This is a genomic window from Micromonospora sp. FIMYZ51 (genome assembly GCF_038246755.1).
Classification (GTDB): Bacteria; Actinomycetota; Actinomycetes; order Mycobacteriales; family Micromonosporaceae; genus Micromonospora.
Genome location: NZ_CP134706.1, coordinates 5,433,882 through 5,457,410, shown reverse-complemented (window position 1 = coordinate 5,457,410; position 23,529 = coordinate 5,433,882). Strand labels below are relative to the sequence as shown.

Sequence of the window (23,529 nt, the reverse complement as noted above, 5' to 3'; positions counted from 1 at the left end):
AACGTATGCTCGGCCGACATCCAGGCGGTGACCGGCCGCTACCGGAAACCAGATCGCAGAGCCTCCGGCGTACGCGACCCACCTCGGCCGGGGACCCGATCAGCCACCGCGTCTCCCACAACTACCGGGACGACGGGACTTCAACGCCGAGTGGCTGCTCGTGGCCGCTCGACAGTGGCACCCATATATTCTCCGCGTTCATGGGATACGCGTTTAGTTTCGACCCGCCGACCGACGAGGGCTTTGCCAGGACCCCCTGCGCGTTCAACGACGAGCAGATGAATTACGTCCGCTTGATCATGATCGAGGCGGGGGTGCTGAGCGGGGACGGCTTCACACAAGCACTGGATACACCAGGACTGGAAATCTGCGAGGAAACGCTGCCGACTCGCCGGTTCCTGTACAGCGAAGGCCACACCACGGCGGCGGAGGCGGCGTTCATCGCCCGGCGCCTGCGCGCCGCCCTGGACGCGGAGGTCGTTGCGGAACTCCTGTCGTTCTTCGACGAGCACCCCGGCACGGATCAAGTGACGCCGTGGGTTGAACAGTTCGCCGCCTTCAACGATCAGGCTTCGAGACAGGCCGGCTACTACGCTTGCTGACGGCAAAGCCCAGGTGTGCCGTCTGCGAAGCGACCGACCGGGCACCGACCGCCAACGAATCACGGTGACGCAGGGCGACGCTGTTGACCGCTGCCGGACTGCGTGCGGCACCGGACAACCCGTCCAGACTCAGCCCTCGGGCGCCGGCTCGGCGGGAACACCTGGGACGCCGCCTACCGCAACCCGGTCATCCGTAGGCGGCCGTGGACCCGGCCCAGATCGCCGAACGTCAGGCTACCCCGCCCAGCCGCGCTGCCGGGTGAGTTGGGCAGCCACGTCGACGACGACCGCAGCGGCTGGCGGCAGCGCATCGCCTCGCCACATCAGCTCCAGGTCTGACGCCGGCAGGTCGTCGGTGAGGGTGAGGACGACGCCGTCGACCGTGGGCAGCGCGGCAAGCGACCGGGGTACCAGCGAAAACCCGATGTCCTCGGCGATGCCCACGCGGCGCCAGCCGAGTTGCTGGCAATCCCGAGCGTCGAGCGGCACGCCAGCCCGGGCGCAGGCGGCGAATATGGCGGCGCGGTAGCCGGGTGTCAGGTGTTCGGGCGGCAGGTTGATCGGGCCGATCCGCAGGTCGTTCAATGCCGCGGTCGGACGCCCGGCAAACGGGTGCCGGGGACCGACGACGGCGACCAGCGGTTCCCGGCGTACCGTCTGCCGGGCGAGGTCCGACTGAGCAGAGGCGCCCCGCGACAGCACCAGATCGAAGCGGCCCGCGCGCAACCCGGCCTCGAGTTCGGTCGGCCACGCTTCGCCCGTGCGAACGGTGATGTCCGGATGCGCCGCCCGCAGCGCGTCCAGCAGTTGCGGCACCACCTCGTGCGCCGCGCTGACGACCGTACCGATGCGAACCGTACCGGCGTGGCCCCGCCCGGCCGCCCGCGTCGCCTGGACCATCGCGTCCGCGTCGCTCAGCACCTTGCGCGCAGACGCCACGAAAGCCGTCCCGGCCTCGGTGAGGCGGGTCGGGCGGCGGGTGAACAGCGGTACGCCGAGTTGCCGCTCCAAGTCGCGGATCTGCCGGCTCAGCGGTGGCTGCGCCATGTGCAAGCGATGCGCGGCCCGCTCGAAACTGCCCTCCTCGGCGACCGTGACGACGTACCGCATGAGGCGTAGATCCACCGACATACCGCGAAGGTACCCGCCCATACCTCATGGATCTTGTCGGCGGTTCCCTCCAGGGGCACGCTCGATACGACAAGCCGGAGCGGGAGGAAACTGTGCAAAACATACGACGACTACTCGCGATTCTGATCATCCCGATGCTCGGCGCGCTCGGCGCCGTACCTGCGCCGGCATCGGCGTCTGTGCCGCCCTCGGCGTCCCCTGCCGTCGGTCCGCGGCCGGACAGTTACGCCCTGGCCGGCGACGACGCCTACCCCGAGGGCATAGCCCGCGACCCCCGGAGCCCGTACTTCTACGTCAGCAGCCTGACCGACGGGCGCATCTACCGCGGTGACGTCCGCTCACCGCAAACCACGCTATGGCTGCCCGGCGACGCCGCGGACGGCCGGACCACCGCCGGTGGGATGAAGGTCGACCACCGCGGCCGGCTCATCGTCGCCGGCGGAGGAACCGGATACGTATGGGTGTACGACACCCGCACCGGTGCACTCCTGCACCGCTTCGCCACCGCCGCCCCGAATCCCATGCTGAACGACGTCGCACTGACCGACAACGGCGACGTCTACGTCACCGACTCGTTCCAGCCGACCCTCTACCGGATTCCCGAAGCGGACCTACGCGGTGGCGCCGGCACCACCAAGCCGCTACCCACCTTCCTCGACCTGCGCGGCACCAGCATCGACTGGAACGCCGGGTTCAACCTAAACGGCCTGGTGGTCACCCCCGACCAGCGCCACCTCATCGTCGCCGACTACAACGACGGCGCGTTGCACCGCATCGACCTCCGGCTGCGCACGGTCCGTGCAATCGACCTGGGCGGCGCCACGGTTCACGGCGACGGCCTGCTCGTACGCGGCCGCACGCTCTACGTGGTCAGCAACATCGACGGGAACGGCAACACCGTCAACGTGCTGCGGCTCAACCGCCGCGCTGACCGGGCAAGGCTGCTCGGGCAACTGACGGGCCCCACGCTCCACGGCCCGTCGACGGCGGCGTTCGATGGCCGCGACCTCCTCGTGGTCAACTTTCAGTACGGGGCGGAGAATCCGGTGCTGCCGTACACGGTGGTGCGCCTCGCTGCGGGACTTCCTTGGCCTCCCACATCCGGGGACCGGGCGACGCCCGGCCACCGCTTGTCCTAACCTCGGTCTTTCGCTTAAGCGTCGACCCATAGCCATCATTCGATGAATGTGATTCGGGTGTTTGTTGCTGTTTTGGTGGCATGCTAAAGGCCCGGCGCGGGGCCGGGTTCCTCTGTGTTGCTGGTCGGGGCGTGAGTCGCGGGGTCAGCCGGTGGGGCGGGGTAGTGCCGTGAGGTTGGTGAATGCGCTGTTCAGGGCATCGGCCCAAGGCCAGTCGGCGGCGATGGCGAGGCGGGTCCTGCGGGCGGTGCGGGTGATCCGGGCCGCGACGTGCAGCAGCCGGTAGCGAAGCTTCTTGGGTTCGGCTTTGGCGAGGTCGCCGTCCAGGAGAATGGTCTGGGTCCAGGCGAGCAGGTCGATGCCGGTCAGGGCGAGTTGGAGCCAGGCCTGGTTGATCGCGAAGACGCGGGACGGGAACCGGCCGAAGCCGGTGGTCTTGCCGGTGCGGATCTTGTCCTCCACCCTGGCGTGAGCCCGATGCCGGGCTTCCAGGAACTGGATGCTGCCCGTGCCGGGCGGGGTGTCGGTGGCCACGACCTGGTGCCGCCAGCCTTCGATGGTGTCGAACAACGACAGTTGGGCGCCGGGGTGCGGGCGTTCCCGGCGGACCAGGAACCGGGTGCCCTCGGGCCAGCCGGCCGCCTCGAACAGGCCGGTGATCTCGCAGACCTCGGCATGTTCGCGCAGGTCACCGCCGGTGTCGACAGCGGGGACCCAGCCGGTCGCGGCCCGGATCGCTTCCTGACCGGTTCGGTGATCGCGGCGCCGACACTGAAGCGGATGTCGAGGTGACGTTCGCGCCAGGACCGGATGTGGGCGAGGAAACCGTGACTGGATCCGGCCGAATCCGAGCGCAGCAGGATCGGGGTCCCGTGCCGGTGGATGTCGGGGATCTGGGCGAGAGCCTGGTCCAGGACGGTGATGTGGTCGGTGGTGGTGTTCGAGCCGGCCCGGCCTTCGCGCAGCAGACCGGCGAGGGCCTCGCCGGTGTTGTCCAGAAAGCACAGCAGTGGGTGGAACCCGAAGGTCTTCTTCCAGGTGCGGGTCGCGGACTCCTTCTCGGAATGGCAGATCACGATGGTCGCGTCGATGTCCAGGACCAGGCCGTCCACCCGCTGACCGGCCACCATCGGTTGCGGCAGGTCGCCGCGGACCTCGGCGTGCTGGGCCCAGGCGACCTCGCGGGCGTGTGCCCGGGCGGCCCGCAGTTCGGCCAGCATCGTTTCGTCGAGCTGCGACAACAGTCGCCACGCGGTCGGGTCGGACGCGACCGTTCCGAACAGGGATGGCTGGTTTCGCAGTACTGCCAGGTCAGCGATGGCCTCGCCGCCGTCGGCGAGCATCACGGCGAGATCGACCGCGATCCGGCCCGGGTCGTGCCCGCCCTGCCGCTGCCGCAGTCCTGCCAGTGCCTGGCTGAATGCGCTGGTCAAACCGGTCGTATCCGCGAGATCGGCGAGCAGACGGGCGCCGGCGTGACCGACCACGCCTCGCCCGTCCCCCGTGACCATGATCTTCGGACGTGTTCGGGTAGTCTTCACCCAGCAAGTGCCTTCCGTGACGGGTTAACAGGACTCTCGACAAGCCCTATTTTCCCTGATCAGAAGGCACTTCTTCGTTTCCGGTCCACTCCTTGGACAGCCCTTAACGAAGGGCCGAGGCTAACGATCTTTGGTCTCCAGAATCCAGAATCTTCATGATTGAGGCAAGTTTCAGGACGCTGAACCTTTACAACCACAGGGCGGATGGGCGTACGAAGCGTGGGCTGGACGCGTTCGCCGACCTTGAGGCTGACGCGTAGCTGAGTCAGCAAGAGCCGCCCTCGATCGGGGGCGGCTCTACCTCGTCGACCTGCTATTGGGCAGGTGTGGGCGATACTGGGATCGAACCAGTGACCTCTCCGGTGCGAACGTAGCCCGATCAAGCCGCTGACCAGCAAAAACATAGATCAGCCCGGCTCAGCCGCCATCGCCCAACGCCGCTGAACGCCGTTCGACACTGTTCGGCGCTGCTGATTTCAACCCCACCTGCTCCCCGCCCGGTCGTCGGATTGGGAGCAGCGCCGCACCGCCCATCCCGAACAGCCCTATTTCATCGTGGCGGTGCTTCCCCACTATCACTGAAGATTGCCTCTGAACAGTGCAAACACCATAGTCGGAGGGGAGCAGGTTGCTCCCCTCGCCGCCATCGCCCCGGTCGAGCCCAACGACGTAGTCGGGTCAGCGCTGTGCTCCCAACGCGCTTCCCATATTCACTGCCGCCGTCACCCGCACCATCTGTGACCCTATCCCGCGTAGTGCAGGCCGCCACTGATTGCGATTCTTGGCCAAGTGGTGCGGAAATTCGGGCATGTCGTAGCCCGTGGTTCTCAGCGCCGCACCTTCTTGCATTGAAGGACATGGCCCCTCCGAACACTGCGGTGTGGCACGCACAATACGAAATCGAACTGGATCTGACCGACGATCTCCATCTCGGTCATCCCGACCGGCCAGGCCTGCTCACCGAGGTGTACTCCCCCGGCGAGCGGGACTTCCGCGAAGGAGTCCTACAGTGCCCGAAGTGCCGCGACACCGCACCGGACTGCCCCGAATGGATGTTCATCCGGCGCAGCAAGAAGGGTTTACTGCCGCATGGGCCCGACTGAATCGGATGCCGTGGCAGGAGTACCTCTCCACCGAGCAGCTACCAGTCATCGGTGGGATCCGCGGGCTGGTGGAAGGAGCGGTGCGGCACGACCAGCCCACTCTGCCCCGACCGCAAGAACCCACCAGCTACCGGCCTTGGGCGGTGAGCGTTCGCACCTCGTCCAGGTACGACAGGGCTGCTGGTTCCTTCCGGTAACGCTCGCGTAGGAGCGTTGCCAGTTCCCGGGAGCACATCAGCAGCGAAGGCAGCGACTTTCGCTCGCCGGTCAGCGCCTGCCGTCCGTGGGTGACCGCAGCTTCGAGGTCACCCGCTCGGGCCGCCACCACGCCGAGGGTGAGCTGTGCTTCGGCGATCCGCATGGGCTTGCGTTCGGTGCCGTCGGGGTCGGTCGATGAGCGGATGACCTGTCCGGCGTACATCTGGGCGAGGCGGTCCTCGCCCGCGAGCCGGTAGCAGTCCATGGCGTAGAAGTCGAACTTTGCCGGATCCACCACGAAGTGGTGGTCGGTGTTTTCCGGGTACGGCAACGCTTCCAGCAGGGTTCGGCCCCGATCCAGCGCCGTCTCCACCTGCCGCCGGTCACCCAGCCGGGCCCATGCTTTGGCCCTCTGGCCGGCGAGTTGCACCGCCGCACTGTTGCTGGCCGCGATCGCCTCGCCGGCCTCGGCGGCCGCGACCACGCCCAGGTAGTCGCCCTGGGTGAGTGCGTACCAGGCGCGTAGCTCGTAGGCCCAGCCTGTGACGGAGGCGTTGCCGGCCTCCTCGCCGAGTGTCAGCGCAGCTTTGCGGGTGCCCTCGGCAATGCGGCGCAGCCCCAGGTCGTACTCGACGCAGCCGACGAGTAGCGCGACCCAGCCCGCGAGGCTCAGCACCTCACGATGTTGAGCGAGCGTGAGCCGGCGCTCCAGCAGAGTGGTGATTCGACGTAGCCAGGCGCGGCCCTCGACGCGGAGCTGCTCGGAGGACATGTACGGGTACTCGCAGCAGAGCCGGTCAGCCGTGATGCGGAGTGCTTGCAGGGTGGCGTCGGAAACGTCGGAGCTTCTCAGCCGAGCGAGGATCTCCACAGTTTCCATGCCCGTGGCGGCGATGACCTCGGCCTCGGCGTCACCCGGTGCCGCCGGTGGGAAGAAGGCGGTGGTGACGGTGCCGAACGTCTTGGCGATCAGCGCCTTGTGGAAGCCGTCCGGCTCGGAACTGCCAGCCTCCCACCTCTTCCAGTTACGCAGGAGTGTGTTGTCGGCGGGCAGGCGTTCGGCGGCGTGTGCCCGCATCACCTGGACCGCCTTGCTCTGAGACCACCCTCGCGCGCTGCGCTCGGCTCGCAGTCTCCGCGCCCAGACGGGGAGATCGGGCTCGGTGGCGTCCTCGGCCATGCCATCAGTATCGACCGGGAACTGGGGACATGGCGAGGGGACATTGACCTGTCACCACGGTGACACCTGGTACGGGCGCGCGGATCGAGTCGATCGTTACGGATGCCGGCCGAGGCCGGAAGCGCGTCGAGCCGTCCCGGAGGTACGCATGAGTCAACGTCACGCGCCGTTGCGCCCGATCTGGATCTGCACCGGGTGCGCGCACCCGTGGCCCTGCGGGACGGCTCGGATGGAGTTGGTCGCCGATTATGCCGGCCAACGGCGTCAACTCGCCGTGGACCTGGCGGACCTGCTTCGGGAGGCGACGGCCGACCTGACCCGGATCTGCCCGGAGCCACCCGACCCGGTGGCCGCGTACGGCAGATTCTTGGGGTGGCTGCGCCGCGTGCCGCGTGTTTAGCCATGGCCCGGCGCCGCGCGGGTGGCCCGGCGTTCAGCGGCGTTGGGTAGCTTGAGCGCGTGACCGACGAGCAGACCAAGAGCAGCAAGCGTTCGTCCTGGCGGGAGTTGCCGATCCTGGTGGCGGTGGCCATCGTCGTGACGATCCTGGTGCGGCAGTTCGTGGTGCAGAGCTTCTTCATCCCGTCCGGGTCGATGGAGCAGACTTTGCAGCTCGACGACCGGGTCATGGTCAACAAGCTGGTCTACGACTTCCGGGCACCCGCGCGGGGCGAGATCATCGTCTTCAAGAATCCGGCGAGCTGGCCGAGCCTGCCGGACGGAGACGACCTCATCAAGCGGGTGATCGGGGTGCCCGGCGACCGGGTGGTCTGCTGCGACCCGCAGGGCCGGATCGAGGTCAACAACCACCCACTCGACGAGCCGTACGTGTATCCGGGCAACCGGATGGCGCCGGAGGAGTTCGACATCACGGTCCCGCGGGGCCGGCTGTGGGTGATGGGCGACCACCGGGAGGCGTCCGGTGATTCGCTTGCCAACTACCACAGCCACGGCCAGGACATCGCGGCGGCCACGATCCCGTTGGACTCGGTGGTGGGGCGGGCCTTCGTGCTGTTCTGGCCGGCCGGCAACGCTACCTGGCTGACCGTGCCGGAGACCTTCGACGAGGTGCCGTGACCCGGTGCCGGGATCGCTGCGCCGGCCGGACCGTCAGGGTTGGCCGAGGAGTTTGGCCAGCCGGTCGGCGACCGGTGGGGCGTACATGTGCAGCCGGGCCACGTTGATGGTGTCCTGGCCGACCACGGAGAGCAGCGCTTGCGGGCCGACCGCGTACACCGCGAAGTAGCCGGCCTGGTTGCGGACGGTGGACTGGCAGAACTCACCCTGGCCGAGGCGGAGGCTGACCTGCCGGCCCAGGCCGAAGGTAGCCGCCGCCATCGCGGCCAGGTCGTCGGGGTCCAGCCCGTCCGGGACGTTGTCGGCGATCCGCAGGCCGTCCACGCCACCGAGGACACTTCCCTGCACGCCGGGGATCTGGAGGCGCAGTTCGGCCAGCTCGGTGCCGATCGCCGGGTACGGCAACGACGGGTTGCCGGCCAACGACGGTGGGAGCCCGGGCGGCGCCGGTAGGACCGGTCGCTGCGCGGTACGGCGGGGCAGGGAGTTGTCTCGGTCGCTCACAGTTCCAGCTGCTCCTCGATGCTGCGCAGCTGGTGCCGGGCGAGGGCCAGGTTGGACCGGCTCTTGCTGAGCATCAGGTAGAGGAACAGGCCCTTGCCGTTGGAGCCGGTGAGCGGCCGGATGATGTGGTACTGACCGCCGAGGGTGATCAGCATGTCCTCGATCTGGTCGTTCAACTTGAGCATCTCGATGGTGCGCATCTTGGCGCGTACCACGTCGGTGTTGCCGGCCGCGGCGACGGTGAGGTCGATCTCCGGGGTGCCGCCGGCCACGCCGAGCGTCATTCCGCTGGTGTAATCGACGAGCGCGACACCGATCGCGCCGTCGATCGTCATGGCGTCCTTGAGTGCGGTGTCGAGGTTGGCCACATTGCCTCCAGGGGTCGGCTGACGTCTGCCCGCGTACCGGGGGGAGCCTTCGATGCGGAGGTCCCGGACGAGACTTGCACACGGATCCTGCCATCTGCATCTTGCACAGGACGGAACGGGCTGAGCGGGCCACCCCCGTTGACCAGGGAGGCAATCGGGAGCGTCGCAGCGGCGGATGTCCCGGTACCGATTGCTCCTGATATCCGCTCCGGCCACCGGGGCGGGATGCGAGGGCGCGGACCGACCCGACCGCACCGGGCACAGCATGTCGGGTCGGCGGTGCCGGCGCAGCCATAGCGTGGGCGGCGCAAGGAAGGAGAGCCGGATGCTGGAGCGACTCAACCAGGCGATGGAACACCTGGAACAACACCTCGACCGGCCGGTCGAGGCCACCGAACTGGCCCGGATCGCGGTCACGTCGGAGTACCACTTCCGGCGGTTGTTCGCCGCGCTTGCCGGCATTCCCCTCTCGGAGTACGTGCGTCGCCGGCGGCTCACCGTCGCCGGAGCGGAGGTGCTTGCCGGGGAGCGGACGCTGCTCGACATCGCGGTCCGCTGGGGATACGGCTCGGCCGAGGCGTTCGCCCGGGCGTTCAAGGCCGTGCACGGCGTCGGCCCCGGCGAGGCCCGGCGTACGGGCGCGGCGTTGCGCGCCCAGCCCCGGCTCTCCTTCCGACTCACCGTCGAAGGGAGCAACAGCATGCGATACCGCATCGTACGCAAGGACGCGTTCCAGCTCGCCGGCCGCAAGGCCCGGGTGCCGCTGGTGCACGAGGGAATGAACCCGGCCATCGTGGCCTTCGTCAAGAGCATCGAGCCGGCCACCCGGGAGCGGATCGAGGCGCTTGCCGACCAGGAACCGGCGGGGGTCGTCAACGCCAGCGACGGCCTGGCCGGCAACCGGGCGGAAGGTACCGAGCTGGACTACTGGTACGGCGTGGTCACCGGTGCCGAGGTGCCCGAGGACCTGGACGTACTGCCGGTGCCGGCGGGGGCGTGGGCGGTCTTCGAGACCTCCGGACCGTTCCCCGAGGCCGTGCAGAACCTGTGGCGGGACGTCTTCACCCAGTGGTTCCCGGCCAACCCGTACCGGTCCCGTCCCGGGCCGGAGATCTCCCGCACCGAGCTCTCCGCCGATGGCACCCACGCCGACGCCCAACTCTGGATCCCGGTGGAACCCACCTCCTGATCGGGGGCGGCGATTCGAGTGGTGCTGGGATCTGAGGGTGTGGCGACCTGAGGGTGTGGCGACCTGAGGGTGTGGCGACCTGAGGGTGTGGCGACCTGAGGGGCCTGTGCCCTGAGGGCCGGTGCCAGTCCGGGGCCGGCCAGCGGTATCCGTGGTCAGGGCGGTGGCGTGCCGCTGAGGTCGGCGAGGACCCGGCGCTGGAAGGCGCGAGCCTGCGGGCCGGCCGGTGGGATGCCGCCGGTGCGCGCCGCGATCGACTGCTGCACCAGGTCGACGGTGGTGGCATCGGCAAGCGGTCCGCCGTCGGCCAGCAGCCGCCGGCCGGCGGCCACCTTGGGCAGCCACACCCCGTGGTGCAGGCGTACCCAGGAACGGCAGGCACCGAGCACGGCGTCCTCCGCGCCGGGCGCGGGCAGGTCACCGGGCGGTACCGGTCGCGCGAGCCACCAGCGCAGCGCGGTGACGATGAGCCGGCGCAGGTCGTCGGGAGCCAGGTCGGCGAAGACGTCGGCGGCGGGCGGGCCCAGCAGGGCCTGCCCGCTCTGGTGCAGGATGCTGCGGTCCAGTGCGTACCAGAACAGGCCGTCGGCGGCGGGCCGCTCCGCCGGACCGTACGAAACCCGGAAGTCCATCCTCGCGCCGGTGTTCAGCTCGACCTCGAACCCCGGTTCCGCAGAGCCGGCGGCAGCCACCTCCCGCCGGTAGACGACCAGTTCCAGGCCGCGCGCCGGGCAGGGCAGCGCCTCGTGCCGCAGCCGTGCCACCAACTCCCGCGCGACCGCTCGGTCCAGCGCATCGGTGCAGACCAACGCCACGTCCACGTCGCTGCGGCCAGGCTGGTACGCCGCCAGCCCCACCGAGCCTGCCGCGTACGCACCGCACAGTTGGGCGCCGAGCACGTCACCAGCGATCGTGACCAGCTCGGCCAGGTACCGCCGCAGCGGCTCCACCATTCCCGAACTCTCCGTTCAGCACTGACCATCGCCTGACCGACCATGGCCTCACCGGGCGACCTTAGCGGTCACCGGTCACCGGCCGCCCCGCCCGCCGACCCATGGCTGACCAGCGATTATCGACGACGGGGATTTCGCCGTTTCGGCCCGCCGGCCAACCTGCACGTCTACTGTGGAAAAGCCTGGTGACTTGCGGTGTTCCGGTGGCGGGCGGTCGGTTACCGGTGCACAGTGAATTCATGAGCGACAACGGACGTGAACGCTACTACTGGTGTACGCGCCATCACCGGGTCGAGAACGATGCCGATGTGTGCCCTGCCCGGCACGTTCTCGGACCGTACGACTCGGTCGCCGACGCGGAGAACGCCCTGCAACAGGTGCGGGAGCGCAACGAAGCGTGGGAGGCCGAGGACGCCCGTTGGACCGGGGAGGAAAAGTAGACGACGCGGGAGGCCTCTCGCGTCGAGAGCACCGCGTGCCCCGCGAAGGCGGTGGCACGTCCCCAAGGAGGGAACCGAGATGGCCGAAGCACAACAGGCCACCCGCCCGGCCGCGAAGCGTACGCCCGCGAGAAGAACCGCCGCGACGGAGCGCAGTGCGGGCGTGACCCGTACCCCGTCCAGTCGCCGGGCCACCGGCACCGCACCGGCGGCCCGGAGCACGCCCGGTGGCGCCGGTCGCGCTCCGGCGTCGAAGCGTACTGCCAGCACCGCACCCGCCCGGAAGACGGCCGCGAAGCAGACCCCCGCGAAGACGTCCCCGTCCGCGAAGAAGACCACAACAGCGGCGAAGAAGTCCACGGCTGCGGCGAAGAGGACCACGGCTGCGGCGAAGAGGTCCACGGCTGCGGCGAAGCAGGCGCCGGCGAGGAAGACGGCGGCGAAGCAGGCCACGGCGAAGCAGGCGCCGACGAAGCAGAGCGCGCCGGCGAAGAAGACCGCCGCGAAGACGGCGACGGCGAAGAAGACGGCGACGGCGAAGAAGACGGCGACGGCGAAGAAGACGGCGACGGCGAAGAAGACGACGGCGGCGAAGAAGACGGCGGCGGCGGCGAGGAAGACGGTAGCGGCGAGCGCGTCCGTCAAGAGGACGGCGGCGGCGAAGAGTGCGTCCGCCAAGAAGAGTGCGTCCGCCAAGAAGACTGCGCCCGCGAAGAAGACGGCAGCGGCCAAGGCGCCCGCTCGTACGGCGGTTGCGGCGCGCAAGACCGCTCCGGCCAGGCAGACCACGGCTGCGCAGGCTTCTCCCGCCAAGAAGGCTTCTGCCGTCAAGAGGGCTGCACCCGCGAAGAAGGCCGCGCCCGCGAGGGGGCAGACGTCCGCCCGCAAGGCCACGGGGACGGCCCGTACGGCCACGGGGATGGCCCGGAAGACCACCGCAGCCAAGGCGCCCGCGAAGCGGACTGCCGCCGCGAAGAAAGCGACGGCGACCCGGCCTGCGGCCGGCGCGCGGAAGGCGACGGCGACCCGGCCTGCGGCCGGCGCGCGGAAGGCGACGTCGGCCGCGGGGCCGGCCCGCAAGGCCACGGCCCGGGCGGGTACCACGGCGAAGACGACGGCGGCCAAGAAGTCGGCGGCCAGGAAGACGACTACCGGGAGTACGGCGACGGCCAGGAAGGCTCCCACCAAGGCGACCGCCCGCAAGAGCACCGCGTCCGCCCGCAAGAGCGCCCCGGCGAAGGCACCGGCCCGGAAGGCGACGTCGGCGGCGAGCCGGACGTAAGCCGGTACAGGACCACCGCGATAACGCCGCGAAGAAGGCCCCGGCGACGTCGGCGAAGAAGGGCTCGGCGTAAAGCCACCGGTGCGTGGCAGAACCGCGGCGCCGAGCGGGGGACACCGCAGGTACCGCCCCAGCACGGTTGACCCGATGCGTCACGCGGTGTCGTGATGGGGGAGCAGGTTCCTGCGCTTCGGTGCGGGCCCGCTGGCGCTCGATCGCCTGCCAACTCGCCGGCCGGCGCTCTCGGCCGGACCGGTACCGTCTCGCGTCCTGCCAAGCTGACCCATCCGGCACCGGCAGATCGGCAGCGGGGATTGTCACAGCGTCGGTCGCTGCTGCTCGGAGGACAGATTTGCGAGGATGGCGACCATGGCATATGACCCGAGCGACCTGCCCGACGTATCCGGGCTCACCGTCGGCATCATCGGTGGCACCGGCGATCAGGGCCGGGGGCTCGCGTACCGGTTTGCCCGTGCCGGCCAGCGGGTGTTGATCGGCTCCCGGGCCGCCGACCGCGCCGCACAGTCGGCCGAGGAGATCGCCGCACTGCCTGGTGTGCCGGCCGGTGGCGTCAGCGGAGCGGACAACGACGAGGTGGCTCGGCGTAGCGACGTGGTGATCGTCGCGGTGCCCTGGGACGGGCACGCCGCCACCGTCGGCGCGCTCGCCGAGCCGCTCGCCGGGAAGATCGTCGTCGATTGCGTGAACCCGCTCGGCTTCGACAAGCAGGGCCCGTACGCGCTGCCCGTGCCCGAGGGCAGTGCCGCCCAGCAGGCCGCGGCCTTGCTGCCCGACTCCCGCGTCTGCGCGGCGTTCAACCATGTCAGCGCGCCGCTGCTGGCCGACCCGAAGATCGACCGGATCGATCTGGACGTGCTGATCTGCACCGAGGAGCGGGAACTGGTCGGCGTGGTCGCCGCGCTGGCCGCCCGCATCCCCGGGATGCGGGGCATCTACGCCGGACGGCTGCGCAACGCCCACCAGATCGAGGCGTTCACCGCCAACCTGATCGCCATCAACCGCCGTTACAAGGCCCACGCCGGCATCCGCGTCACCGACGTCTGAGCCCGCTGGGCACCTGGACCTGCGGCCCGCTGAGTCCGCCGTTTGGCCTTGGGCCTACTGAGCCGCTGGGTCTGTTGGCGCGCTGGTTCTGCCGCTTGCACTTCCGGCCCGGTGTCGCCCCGGTCGCCTTTCAGTGGTGGCAGGGGAGCAGCGGACTTCTGTCGTACAGGTGTTCTAGTGTGACGGTGTGTTGGAGGAGCTGGCGCGGGCCGAGGAAGCGACGCGATCGTGCGTTGCCGCTTCTGTCTGGGCTATGCCGCAGGAGGTGCTCGTCGATGCCCTCGATGCGGTGCACCGGCTGGAGCAGCGGCTCGCTGCGGTGAAGCTGGCGCTCGTGCGTGAGCTGGACGGTCGAGGGACGGCAGCCGCGCAGGGTGCCTCGTCGACCGCGGTCTGGCTCCGTGACCGGCTGCGACTCGGTGTGCCGGCCGCTCGCCGACTGGTTGACCTGGCGGGTGCCCTGGATGCCGGGCCCGACCAGGTCCGGCTCGCCCTCGGCGACGGCCGACTCGACGAGGCGCAGGCGCGGGTGATCGTCGACATCGCGGCGGGGGTGGCGCGGGAGGCGAGCGCCGAGGCGGCCGAGCGGGCCACCACTCTTCTGGTCGAGTGGGCTGGGCAGTTCGACTCGGCTGTGCTGCGCCGTCTCGGTGCGCGCATCCTCGACCACGTCGCCCCGGAGATCGCCGAGGAAGCTGCCGCCAGAGCGCTGGAAGCCGAGGCTGCCCGCGCTGCCCGGGATCGGCACCTCACCCTCTCCGATCCGCGTGACGGCCGGGCACGACTGGCCGGCAGCCTCGATGCCGAGACCGCCGCCCTGCTGCGGGCCGCCATCGAGCCGCTGACCGCGCCCAGCGGGCCCGACGACTCGCGTACGCCCGGACAGCGTCGCCACGACGCGCTCGGTGACCTCTGCCGACTCGCCCTGCGCACCGGTGAGCTGCCCGAGCACGGCGCCGACGCCGCCCAGATCGTCGTCACCACCGCGTACGACCTGCTCGCTGGGCGGCTCGGGCCGGGCACGTTGGACAGTGGTCAGACCCTGACACCCGCGACGGTGCGCCGGCTGGCCTGCGACGCGGCGGTGCTGCCGGCCGTGCTCGGCGGTGCGGGCCAGGTGCTCGACGTGGGCCGGCAGCGCCGGCTCTTTTCCGGGCCGCTGCGCCGGGCACTGGTCCTGCGCGACGGCGGCTGTGCGTTCCCCGGCTGCGACCGGCCGCCCCGCTGGTGCGAGGGTCACCATCTGCAACACTGGTCCGACGGTGGCCCCACCAGCCTCGCCAACGCGGTGCTGCTCTGCCGTCACCACCATCGCCAAGTGCACCACCATGGCTGGCAGGTCTACCTGGCTGCCGACGGACATCCGGAGTTCGTTCCGCCCGGTTGGCTCGATCCCGAGCGGCATCCCCGCCGTAACCACCTGCACCGTAACCCCCTTCGCCGTGGCCCATCGGCGCACTCCCGTGGACAGGGACCAGGCAAACGTTCCCGGTCGGCACCGACCGCACATCCCCGGCGCAGCGCCACGACCGCTGCCGCGCGGGCCGCCGGAGGAGACGCCCTACGAGCACCGGCGACCGGCTCGGTGCGCGGTGCTGGCGGCGGCAGTTCGAGCCGCCCAGTGACCACTTCCGCGCCGGGCCAGGGCGGCGGAGCGCTGTTGACTACTTCTGTGCCCGGCGCGAGCGGCGAAGTGCTGCTGGCCGCCTCCGCGCCGGGCCCGGGCGGCGAGGCGTTGCCCCTTTCCCACCCTGGTCTAGCGCAGCCGGCGGGACGCCGAGCCCGCCGGTCTCCGACCGCCGCCCGAGACCGCAGAGTTGCCGCCACCGATGGTAGGCCGGCAACCCGCCCTCACCCGCCATAGCGCTGCTGTCCACCGATGGGGGTCGGGGAGTCTGCCTCGTCCGCCCTGGTGCAGCTGTCGCCGGGGCCGGGAGTCGGCATAGCGCTGCTGTCACCGATGGCGCGCCGGCAGGCCGCCCTCTCCGCCGTAGCGCTGCTGTCACCGATGGCGCGCCGGCAGGCCGCCCTCTCCGCCGTAGCGCTGCTGTCACCGATGGCGCGCCGGCAGGCCGCCCTCTCCGCCGTAGCGCTGCTGTCACCGATGGCGCGCCGGCAGGCCGCCCTCTCCGCCGTAGCGCTGCTGTCACCGATGGCGCGCCGGTACGCCGCCCTCTCCGCCGTAGCGCTGCTGTCACCGATGGCAGGTCGGCAACTGCCCTTGTCCGCCGTAGTGCTGTTGTCGCCGGTGGAGGCCGGGGAGTCGCTCTCGACTGCCCGCGTGGCGCCGTCACCGGTGGGGGCCGGTAGGCCGTCCTCGCCTGCGGTGAGAAGGGTGGGTGTGGCGGTGTGGGGCCAGGTGGTGTGTGGTAACGGGGTCGGGCAGGTGGCGTGGGGGGTCGGGCAGGTGGCGCGGTGTCGGCGGGGGAGCAGACCGCTGGTTGTGTGCTACCTGGTCACCCGGCGGGTGGATGCGGCGCAGAGGCGGCACCCGTGGGCGGGGAGCGGGGTTAGGCTCGCGTGCATGCCGCCGAAGTTGACCGTCACGGCGATCATGGTCGATTGTCCGGACCCGAGGGCGCTTGTTGAGTTCTACCGGCAGGCCACCGGATTTGAGATCGCACCTGACTTCACCGATGACTTTGTCGGGCTCAGCGGACCGAACGGGCTCTACATCGGCTTTCAGCGTGTCGATGGGTACCAGCCGCCCGACTGGCCGGACCAGCGACGCCCGCAGCAGTTGCACCTCGACTACTCCGTCGACGATGTCGACGAGGCCGAGGCCATGGTGCTGGCACTTGGCGCTACCAAGGCCGGCTTCCAGCCGGGTGGTGACCGGTGGCGGGTCTACCTCGACCCCGCCGGACACCCGTTCTGCCTGGTCAGCGGCTGACCCTCCCCGCAGGACGTCCCCGACGAAGCGGGTGCCGGCGGCGATGCAGCGCCGTGCCGGGACTGCGTGGGCTGGGCTGCGGCGGCGATGCAGCGCCGTGCCGGGGCTGCGTGGGCTGGGCTGCGGCGGCGATGCAGCGCCGTGCCGGGGCTGTGATGGGCTGGGCTGCGGCGGCGATGCAGCGCCGTGCCGGGGCTGTGATGGGCTGGGCTGCGGCGGCGATGCAGCGCCGTGCCGGGGCTGTGATGGGCTGCGGCGGCGGTCCGTGACGTGGCGTGATGGCCCCGCCCGGGCGTGCACAGACCGCCGCCGACGCCGGCTCAGAAGGTGTGTTCGGCGGCGGGGAACTGGCTGTCGCGGACCTCGTCGGCGAAGCGTCGGGTTGCCTCGCCGAGGGTGCCGGCCAGGTCGGCGTAGCGTTTCACGAAGCGTGGTGCCTTGCCGGTGCGTAGGCCGGCCATGTCCTGCCAGACCAGCACCTGGGCGTCGGTCTCCGGGCCGGCACCGATGCCCACCGTGGGAATCGCGAGTTCGGCGGTGATCCGCTTGGCCACCTCGCCGGGGACCATCTCCAGGACCACCGCGAACGCGCCCGCCTCGGCCACGGCCCGGGCGTCGGCGAGCACCTCCTCGGCGGTGTCGCCGCGGCCCTGCACCCGGTAGCCGCCGAGCGTGTGCTCGCTCTGCGGGGTGAACCCGATGTGTGCCATCACCGGGATGCCGGCGCCGACGATGGCGGCGATCTGGTCGGCGCAGCGCCGCCCGCCCTCCAGCTTCACCGCGTGGCAGCCGCCTTCCTTCATGAACCGGACGGCGGTGCGCAGCGCCTGGGTCGGCCCCTCCTCGTACGAGCCGAACGGCAGGTCACCGACGACGAGCGTGTGCTGGGTGGCCCGGACCACCGCCCGGACCAGGGGCAGCAACTCCTCGGCGGTCACCGGCAGGGTGGTCTCGTAGCCGAAGACGTTGTTCGCCGCCGAGTCGCCTACCAGCAGCACCGGGATCCCGGCGGCGTCGAAGATCGCGGCCGTGTACTGGTCGTACGAGGTGAGCATGGCCCACTTCTCGCCGCGCTCCTTGGCGGCGATCAGATCGCGGGTGCGGACCCGTCGGGTGGCCGGGCCGCCGTAGAGGGCGGTCACCTCGGCCGGGGTGGATTTCACCATGACTGTCTCCTTCCTCGAGGCCGCGTACGCGGTCCCCGGGCTCCGCCGCGATCGTCCCATCAACCAGGCGGCCGATGGCAGGGCGGAGTGGAGGAAGTCACTCCCCGGCGCTCAGCCGTCCTCCCGCCAGCGGTTGGTGATCGGCAGGCGTCGGTCCCGGCCGAACGCCTTCATGGAGATCTTCGTACCGGGAGCGGACTGGCGGCGCTTGTACTCCGCGGTATCCACCATCCGCAGCACCTTGTCCACCACCGCCGGGTCGTGGCCGGAGGCCACCAGACCCTCGCGGCCGAGATCGCCGTCGATGTAACCGATCAGGATCGGATCGAGTACGTCGTAGTCGGGCAGCGAGTCGCTGTCGAGCTGGCCGGGACTCAGCTCGGCGCTGGGCGGCTTGCCGATCGAGTTCTCCGGGATCGGCGGGGTCGCGCCCGCGCGGGCCGCCTCAACGTTGCGCCACTTGGCCAGCCGCCAGACCAGCGTCTTCCAGACGTCCTTGATCGGGTTGAAGCCACCGACCGAGTCGCCGTAGAGGGTGGAGTAGCCGACCGCCAGCTCGCTCTTGTTGCCGGTGGTGAGCACCAGCGGCCCCTCCTGGTTGGACAGGGCCATCAGGATCACGCCGCGTACCCGGGCCTGGAGGTTCTCCACCGCCACCCCGGAGAGCGACATGTTCGCCAGGAAGGTGTCCACCATCGGCTGGATCGGCTCGATTCGGAAATCCAGCCCGGTGCGCTTGGCCAGTTCCGCCGCGTCCTCCCGGCTGTGCTCCGAGGAGTGCTGACTGGGCATGGAGACCCCCACCACCCGGTCGGCGCCGAGCGCGTCCACCGCGATGGCCGCCACCACCGCCGAGTCGATGCCGCCGGAGAGGCCGAGCACCACCGACGGGAAGCGGTTCTTGTCGACGTAGTCGCGCAGCCCGAGCACCAGCGCCTGCCACACCTCCGCCTCGTCGGCGACCGGCTCGATGATCCCACCCACGGCCGCCGGGCCGGTCGGCGCCGGTGGGATGCCCTCGACCGTACGGCGTACCACCCGCAGCCCGTCGGCGAGTTCCGCGCCGGCCATGCCGGCGGCGCCGTCGCCCGCCGCCGGCAGCTCCACATCGTGTACGAGCAGGTGCTCGACGAACTGCGGCGCTCGGGTCAGCAGCGTGCCGTCCGGCGCGACGATCATCGAGTCGCCCTCGAAGACCAACTCGTCCTGGCCGCCGATCATGTTGACGTACGCGATGGTGGCCCCGGCCTCGGCGGCCCGGCGACGGACCACCGGCAGCCGTACGTCGTCCTTGTTCAGCTCGTACGGCGAGCCGTTGATGTTGACCACCAGCCCGACCCCCGCCTGCCCGGCGGCGGCGAACGGACCGCCGGCCTGCCACAGGTCCTCGCAGATGGTCAGCGCCACGTCCACGCCACCGAGGCGGACCACGGTGAGGGTGTCCCCGGGCACGAAGTAGCGGTCCTCGTCGAAGACGCCGTAGTTGGGCAGGTGGTGCTTGAAGTAGGTGGCCACGATCTCGCCCCGGTGCAGCAGCGCGGCCGCGTTGCGGGCCCCCCGACCGGGCTCGGCGTCCCCACTGACCTGCGGCGGACCGTCGGCGTCGAGATAGCCGACCACGACCGGCAGTTCGCCCAGCCCGTCCGTGGCGAGGTCGGCGGCGAGCCGGTCGAGCGCCGCCTTCGACGCGGCGACGAAGGACCGCCGGAAGACCAGGTCCTCGACCGGGTAGCCGGTCAGTACCATCTCCGGGAAGAGCACCAGCTGGGCACCGGCGTCGGCGGCCCGGCGGGTCCAGGCACGGACGAGGCCGGCGTTGCCGGTGAGGTCACCGACGGCGGGGTTGACCTGGCACAGAGCAAGACGCAGGGTGGGCATGCCCTCATCTTGCCCCAGTGGGGTCAGCTCGACACGTGGGCGCCGGCACAGCTGACCGCGGGTCCGCCGGTCGGGACTGCACGGGGCATGATGCCGGCGATTCGCGTAACGTCTGCGTAATCGGGCCGGTGAAGACTGGTCGGTCAGGTCGGGTAAAGCCCGGCCGAAGGCGGACATTGAGTCGCGGAAGGTTGGGACAGTGGACCGTCAGCAGGAGTTCGTCCTCCGTACGCTGGAAGAGCGGGACATCCGCTTCGTCCGGCTCTGGTTCACCGACGTGCTCGGCACGCTCAAGAGCGTGTCGGTCGCCCCCGCCGAGCTGGAGTCCGCCTTCGACGAGGGCATCGGGTTCGACGGCTCGGCGATCGAGGGCTTCGCCCGGGTCTTCGAGTCGGACATGGTGGCCATGCCGGACCCGACCACCTTCCAGGTCTTCCCGTTCGAGGGCGGGGTGAGCGGCGAGAGCGCCCGGATGTTCTGCGACATCCTGCTCCCCGACGGCAGCCCGGCCTGGGCCGACCCCCGGCACGTGCTGCGCCGGGCGCTGTCCCGGGCGGCGGAGAAGGGCTTCACCTTCTACACCCACCCGGAGATCGAGTTCTTCCTGTTGGAGAACGGGCCGGCGGACGGCAGCGTGCCGGTGCCGGTGGACACCGGCGGCTACTTCGAGCACACCACCCACGCGGTGGCGCGGGACTTCCGCCGCCAGGCGGTGCTCGCGTTGGAGCGGATCGGCATCTCGGTCGAGTACAGCCACCACGAGGTCGCCCCCGGGCAGCAGGAGATCGACCTGCGCTACGCGGACGCGCTCACCACCGCCGACAACATCATGACGTTCCGGCACGTGGTCAAGGAGGTGGCACTTTCCACCGGGGTGCAGGCCACCTTCATGCCGAAGCCCTTCACCGACCAGCCGGGCAGCGGGATGCACACCCACCTGTCGCTGTTCGAGGGGGAGCGCAACGCGTTCCACGACCCGAGCGACCCGATGAAGCTGTCGAAGGTCGCGCGGGCCTTCATCGCCGGGCTGCTGACCCACGCGCGGGAGTACACCGCGGTCACCAACCAGTGGGTCAACTCGTACAAGCGGCTCTTCCCGCAGGCGCTGCCGGACCGGGTCACCGAGAGCCCGGCGTACGTCTGCTGGGGTCACCTGAACCGTTCCGCGCTGGTCCGCGTCCCGGCGTACGGCAAGCCGAACTCGGCCCGGGTGGAGATCCGCTCACCCGACTCGGCCGCCAACCCGTACCTCGCCTTCGCGGTGCTGCTCGGCGCCGGGATGAAGGGCATCGAGGAGGGCTACGAGCTGCCGCCGGGCGCCGAGGACGACGTCTGGTCGCTGACCAGCGCCGAGCGACGGGCGATGGGGTACGAGCCGCTGCCGGAGAACCTCGCCGAGGCGATCGACGTGATGGCCGACTCGGAGCTGGTCGCCGAGGTGCTCGGCGAGCACGTCTTCGACTTCGTCCTGCGTAACAAGCGCTCCGAGTGGGAGCAGTACCGCCGCGAGGTGACCCCGTACGAGCGGCAGCGTTACCTGTCGCTCTAGCCCGCGCCGCGCTCTGGCCCGCGCCGGTCGATCCGGCGTTGCGCGTTCCCGCTATCGTCTCGATCACCGTGCCGGCGTCCGCCGGCACGGAAACGGTCGGCGACGGTCGGGGAGGCAGTCGGTGCTGGAGGATCTGCTCAGCGGAGCCTGGCAGAGCGTGGTGTTCGGAATCGTCGGGGTCGGCCTGATGGCCGCCGGGTTCGTGCTGGTCGACCTGCTGACGCCCGGCAAGCTGCGGGACCTGATCTGGGTACGCCGCAACGCCAACGCGGGTCTGCTGCTTGCCGCCAACCAGCTCGGTGTCGCCGGGATCGTGTTCACCGCGATCCTGACCAGCTACCACGATTTCGCCAAGGGCCTGGCCTCGACGGTGCTCTTCGGACTGATCGGCCTGGGCATCATGGCGCTTGCCTTCTTCGTGCTGGACCTGCTCACCCCGGGCAAGCTCGGCGAGGTCATCTGCGCCGACGAGCCACACCCGGTGGCCCGGGTCAGCGCGGCCAGCCACTTCGGCGCCGCGCTGATCGTCTGCGCCTGCATCGCCTGACGCCGCCTCCGGCTCGCCTCGCACGGTAGGTGAGCCCGGCGTGCTCGGGGTTGATCCACTCCGTTCCGCCGGTATGGCGGTGTCACGGTGACTCGGTCACCGCCATACCGGCGTCATGGAGTCGATCAATCGGCCTGCCGTACCGCCGGCTGACACCGGTTGGTACGACCCGGCGTCACTTGCCGGCGGACTCGCCGTGGGCACCCGGGCCACCGAAGACACCGGCCTCGACGGCTGCCGTGATCGCGTCGGCCTGCTCCTGGGTGAGCTTGCCCTCCTCGACCGCCTTCGCGAGCCGCTCGGCAAGCGCCTGCTTGCGGTCCTCGGGGGAGCCCTGCGGCCCACGGTGGCCGCCACGCTCGCGATCACCGCCACGCTCACGGTCGCCACCACGGCGCTCACCGTCGGGCTTGCCCTGCGGCTTGTACTGCTCGCGGAGCTTCTCCAGCGCCTCGGTCACCTTCTCGACGGGCACCCCCAGCTCCTCGGCGAGCGCCCCGGCGAACGCCTGGCGGTGCTCCCCGCGCTCCGGACGCTTGTCGTCCGTGCGCTGGTCCTCGGCGCTGGCGCTGGCGCTCGGCGTGGCCTTGTCGTCGGCGAGGGCCACGGTGGGAGCGGCGATTCCCACCGCGAGCACACCGGCGGCGGCCAGCCCACCCAGCAGGTGCTTCTTCGAGATCGTGCGGGACATCGATCCTCCAACTCGTCGGTGATTGCTTACGTCACCGACAGTGACCGCCTCGACTGAGGATCACCCGTGCCGATGCTGTCAGCGAGCTGGCAAAAGTGAACGATGAACCGAACAAATGACTAGCTGCGGCGCATTTCGTCCTCGCTTGCCAAGGTCAGCGGACGGCGGCGGTGACGGTCAGCGTGCCGGCGGCGGCGTCGAGGGTGGCCCGGGTGCCGACCGGGACGGTGAGCTGACCGGGCCCGTGGCCGATCGGCAGGCCGCCAAGTACCGGCACACCCAGGTCGCCGAGCCGTTCGGTGAGCACGTCGGCGACGCCGATCGGCCAACCGTCCGCGCAGTCGCTGAACTGGCCCACCGCCACCCCGGCCAGCCCGTCCAGCGCACCGGCGCGGCGCAGCTGGGTCAGCATCCGATCGACCTTGTACGGCGGCTCCTGCACGTCCTCCAGCAGCAGCACCGCCCCGGTCAGGTCCGGCATGTCCGGGGTGCCGAGCGAGGCCACCACCAGGCAGAGGTTGCCGCCCAGCAGCCGGCCGACGGCCCGCCCCGGCACCCGTACGCCGAAGGTTTCCTCGGTCGGCACGGCGCGTACGGTGACCGGCGCGGTGGTGGTCAACGCGGCGTGCAGCGACTCCGCCGAGGCCAGCGGGGTGCGCTCGTCCCGCCAGGCCGCGCCGGGCCCGTGCACCCCGGCGAGCCGGACGCCACGCCAGAGCGCCAACTGGAGGGCGGTGATGTCGGAAAACCCGGCCACCACCTTCGGATCACGGCGGACCGTGGCCATGTCGATGGCGTCCACCACCCGCTGCGCGCCGTAACCGCCACGGGTGCAGATCACGCCGCGGATCTCGGGATCGGCGAAGGCGGTGTTCAGGTCGGCGGCCCGCAACGCGTCGGTGCCGGCCAGGTAGCCGTGCCGGGCGTACACGTTCGGCGCGAGCACCGGCCGCAGCCCCCAACCGGTGAGCAGTTCGATGCCTCGGGCCACCCGTTCCGGGCGAGTCGGTCCCGAGGGCGAGACCAGCATCAC

The 23,529-nt window shown here is 70.5% G+C and carries 21 protein-coding genes, 1 tRNA gene and 1 pseudogene; 11 read left to right on the top strand and 12 right to left on the bottom strand.

The window, feature by feature from the left end; genetic code table 11:
* The first annotated feature begins 200 nt into the window (after positions 1-200).
* Positions 201-602, top strand: coding sequence for a hypothetical protein (locus tag QQG74_RS24335; RefSeq protein WP_341717048.1), 402 nt, complete (start codon positions 201-203; stop codon positions 600-602).
* A 234-nt stretch (positions 603-836) separates the two neighbouring features.
* Here the strand turns inward: QQG74_RS24335 and QQG74_RS24330 are convergent, their stop codons facing one another.
* On the bottom strand, positions 837-1,733 hold the full coding sequence (locus QQG74_RS24330; RefSeq protein WP_341717047.1) for a LysR substrate-binding domain-containing protein: 897 nt from the start codon (positions 1,731-1,733) through the stop codon (positions 837-839).
* A 92-nt stretch (positions 1,734-1,825) separates the two neighbouring features.
* On the opposite strand from QQG74_RS24330, the gene QQG74_RS24325 reads away from it, so the two are divergent.
* Positions 1,826-2,872 carry a superoxide dismutase gene (locus tag QQG74_RS24325; protein ID WP_341717046.1) on the top strand — a complete coding sequence of 349 codons (1,047 nt, stop codon included), beginning with the start codon at positions 1,826-1,828 and terminating at the stop codon, positions 2,870-2,872.
* Positions 2,873-3,016: 144 nt separating this feature from the next.
* Here the strand turns inward: QQG74_RS24325 and QQG74_RS24320 are convergent.
* Positions 3,017-4,383 (bottom strand): annotated as a pseudogene (locus QQG74_RS24320) (IS1380 family transposase).
* A gap of 357 nt (positions 4,384-4,740) precedes the next feature.
* Positions 4,741-4,846, bottom strand: a tRNA-Ala gene (locus tag QQG74_RS24315).
* A gap of 415 nt (positions 4,847-5,261) precedes the next feature.
* On the opposite strand from QQG74_RS24315, the gene QQG74_RS24310 reads away from it, so the two are divergent.
* Positions 5,262-5,516, top strand: a complete 255-nt coding sequence (locus QQG74_RS24310; RefSeq protein ID WP_341717045.1) for a hypothetical protein — start codon at positions 5,262-5,264, stop codon at positions 5,514-5,516.
* 127 nt (positions 5,517-5,643) lie between these two features.
* Here the strand turns inward: QQG74_RS24310 and QQG74_RS24305 are convergent, their stop codons facing one another.
* Positions 5,644-6,894 (bottom strand): XRE family transcriptional regulator, encoded by a 1,251-nt coding sequence (locus QQG74_RS24305; protein WP_341717044.1) that lies wholly within the window; start codon positions 6,892-6,894, stop codon positions 5,644-5,646.
* A 148-nt stretch (positions 6,895-7,042) separates the two neighbouring features.
* Between QQG74_RS24305 and QQG74_RS24300 the strand changes: the two genes are divergently transcribed.
* Complete coding sequence (locus QQG74_RS24300) at positions 7,043-7,294, top strand: flavin reductase (RefSeq protein ID WP_341717043.1); 252 nt, start codon at positions 7,043-7,045, stop codon at positions 7,292-7,294.
* A gap of 59 nt (positions 7,295-7,353) precedes the next feature.
* Complete coding sequence (lepB, locus tag QQG74_RS24295) at positions 7,354-7,971, top strand: signal peptidase I (RefSeq protein WP_341717042.1); 618 nt, start codon at positions 7,354-7,356, stop codon at positions 7,969-7,971.
* Positions 7,972-8,004: 33 nt separating this feature from the next.
* Here the strand turns inward: lepB and QQG74_RS24290 are convergent, their stop codons facing one another.
* Both QQG74_RS24290 and QQG74_RS24285 read right to left on the bottom strand, forming a co-directional pair.
* A complete protein-coding gene (locus QQG74_RS24290; protein WP_341717041.1) occupies positions 8,005-8,475 on the bottom strand; it encodes a roadblock/LC7 domain-containing protein in 471 nt (156 codons plus the stop codon).
* On the bottom strand, positions 8,472-8,843 hold the full coding sequence (locus tag QQG74_RS24285; RefSeq protein ID WP_341717040.1) for a hypothetical protein: 372 nt from the start codon (positions 8,841-8,843) through the stop codon (positions 8,472-8,474). The genes QQG74_RS24290 and QQG74_RS24285 overlap by 4 nt, the downstream gene beginning before the upstream one ends.
* 325 nt (positions 8,844-9,168) lie before the next feature.
* Here QQG74_RS24285 and QQG74_RS24280 point away from each other — a divergent pair, with 325 nt between their 5' ends.
* Positions 9,169-10,032: an AraC family transcriptional regulator gene (locus QQG74_RS24280; RefSeq protein WP_341717039.1), complete on the top strand. Its 864-nt coding sequence runs from the start codon at positions 9,169-9,171 to the stop codon at positions 10,030-10,032.
* A gap of 155 nt (positions 10,033-10,187) precedes the next feature.
* Here the strand turns inward: QQG74_RS24280 and QQG74_RS24275 are convergent, their stop codons facing one another.
* The gene (locus QQG74_RS24275) at positions 10,188-10,985 is read right to left on the bottom strand and encodes a nucleotidyltransferase domain-containing protein (protein ID WP_341717038.1); all 798 of its coding nucleotides are present in this window, start codon (positions 10,983-10,985) and stop codon (positions 10,188-10,190) included.
* 218 nt (positions 10,986-11,203) lie between these two features.
* Positions 11,204-12,610 carry a hypothetical protein gene (locus QQG74_RS24270; RefSeq protein ID WP_341717037.1) on the bottom strand — a complete coding sequence of 469 codons (1,407 nt, stop codon included), beginning with the start codon at positions 12,608-12,610 and terminating at the stop codon, positions 11,204-11,206.
* A 466-nt stretch (positions 12,611-13,076) separates the two neighbouring features.
* Between QQG74_RS24270 and npdG the strand changes: the two genes are divergently transcribed.
* From npdG to QQG74_RS24255, 3 genes are all read left to right on the top strand, one after another.
* On the top strand, positions 13,077-13,772 hold the full coding sequence (gene npdG, locus QQG74_RS24265; RefSeq protein WP_341717036.1) for an NADPH-dependent F420 reductase: 696 nt from the start codon (positions 13,077-13,079) through the stop codon (positions 13,770-13,772).
* 253 nt (positions 13,773-14,025) lie between these two features.
* The gene (locus QQG74_RS24260; protein ID WP_341717035.1) at positions 14,026-15,636 is read left to right on the top strand and encodes a DUF222 domain-containing protein; all 1,611 of its coding nucleotides are present in this window, start codon (positions 14,026-14,028) and stop codon (positions 15,634-15,636) included.
* 660 nt (positions 15,637-16,296) lie between these two features.
* Positions 16,297-16,665, top strand: a complete 369-nt coding sequence (locus tag QQG74_RS24255; protein WP_341717034.1) for a VOC family protein — start codon at positions 16,297-16,299, stop codon at positions 16,663-16,665.
* A 320-nt stretch (positions 16,666-16,985) separates the two neighbouring features.
* On the opposite strand, the gene panB is transcribed toward QQG74_RS24255, so the two are convergent.
* Both panB and QQG74_RS24245 read right to left on the bottom strand, forming a co-directional pair.
* The gene (gene panB, locus QQG74_RS24250) at positions 16,986-17,831 is read right to left on the bottom strand and encodes a 3-methyl-2-oxobutanoate hydroxymethyltransferase (protein ID WP_341717033.1); all 846 of its coding nucleotides are present in this window, start codon (positions 17,829-17,831) and stop codon (positions 16,986-16,988) included.
* Between the two features lie 111 nt (positions 17,832-17,942).
* Positions 17,943-19,709, bottom strand: a complete 1,767-nt coding sequence (locus QQG74_RS24245) for an NAD+ synthase (protein WP_341717032.1) — start codon at positions 19,707-19,709, stop codon at positions 17,943-17,945.
* Positions 19,710-19,908: 199 nt separating this feature from the next.
* On the opposite strand from QQG74_RS24245, the gene QQG74_RS24240 reads away from it, so the two are divergent.
* Entirely contained in the window at positions 19,909-21,258 is a 1,350-nt protein-coding gene (locus QQG74_RS24240) for a glutamine synthetase family protein (protein ID WP_341717031.1), read from the top strand.
* 121 nt (positions 21,259-21,379) lie between these two features.
* Positions 21,380-21,805, top strand: a complete 426-nt coding sequence (locus QQG74_RS24235; RefSeq protein ID WP_111241786.1) for a DUF350 domain-containing protein — start codon at positions 21,380-21,382, stop codon at positions 21,803-21,805.
* A 175-nt stretch (positions 21,806-21,980) separates the two neighbouring features.
* Here the strand turns inward: QQG74_RS24235 and QQG74_RS24230 are convergent, their stop codons facing one another.
* Both QQG74_RS24230 and QQG74_RS24225 read right to left on the bottom strand, forming a co-directional pair.
* The gene (locus QQG74_RS24230) at positions 21,981-22,496 is read right to left on the bottom strand and encodes a hypothetical protein (protein WP_341717030.1); all 516 of its coding nucleotides are present in this window, start codon (positions 22,494-22,496) and stop codon (positions 21,981-21,983) included.
* A 154-nt stretch (positions 22,497-22,650) separates the two neighbouring features.
* Positions 22,651-23,526, bottom strand: coding sequence for an LD-carboxypeptidase (locus tag QQG74_RS24225; RefSeq protein WP_341721350.1), 876 nt, complete (start codon positions 23,524-23,526; stop codon positions 22,651-22,653).
* Positions 23,527-23,529 lie beyond the last annotated feature (3 nt).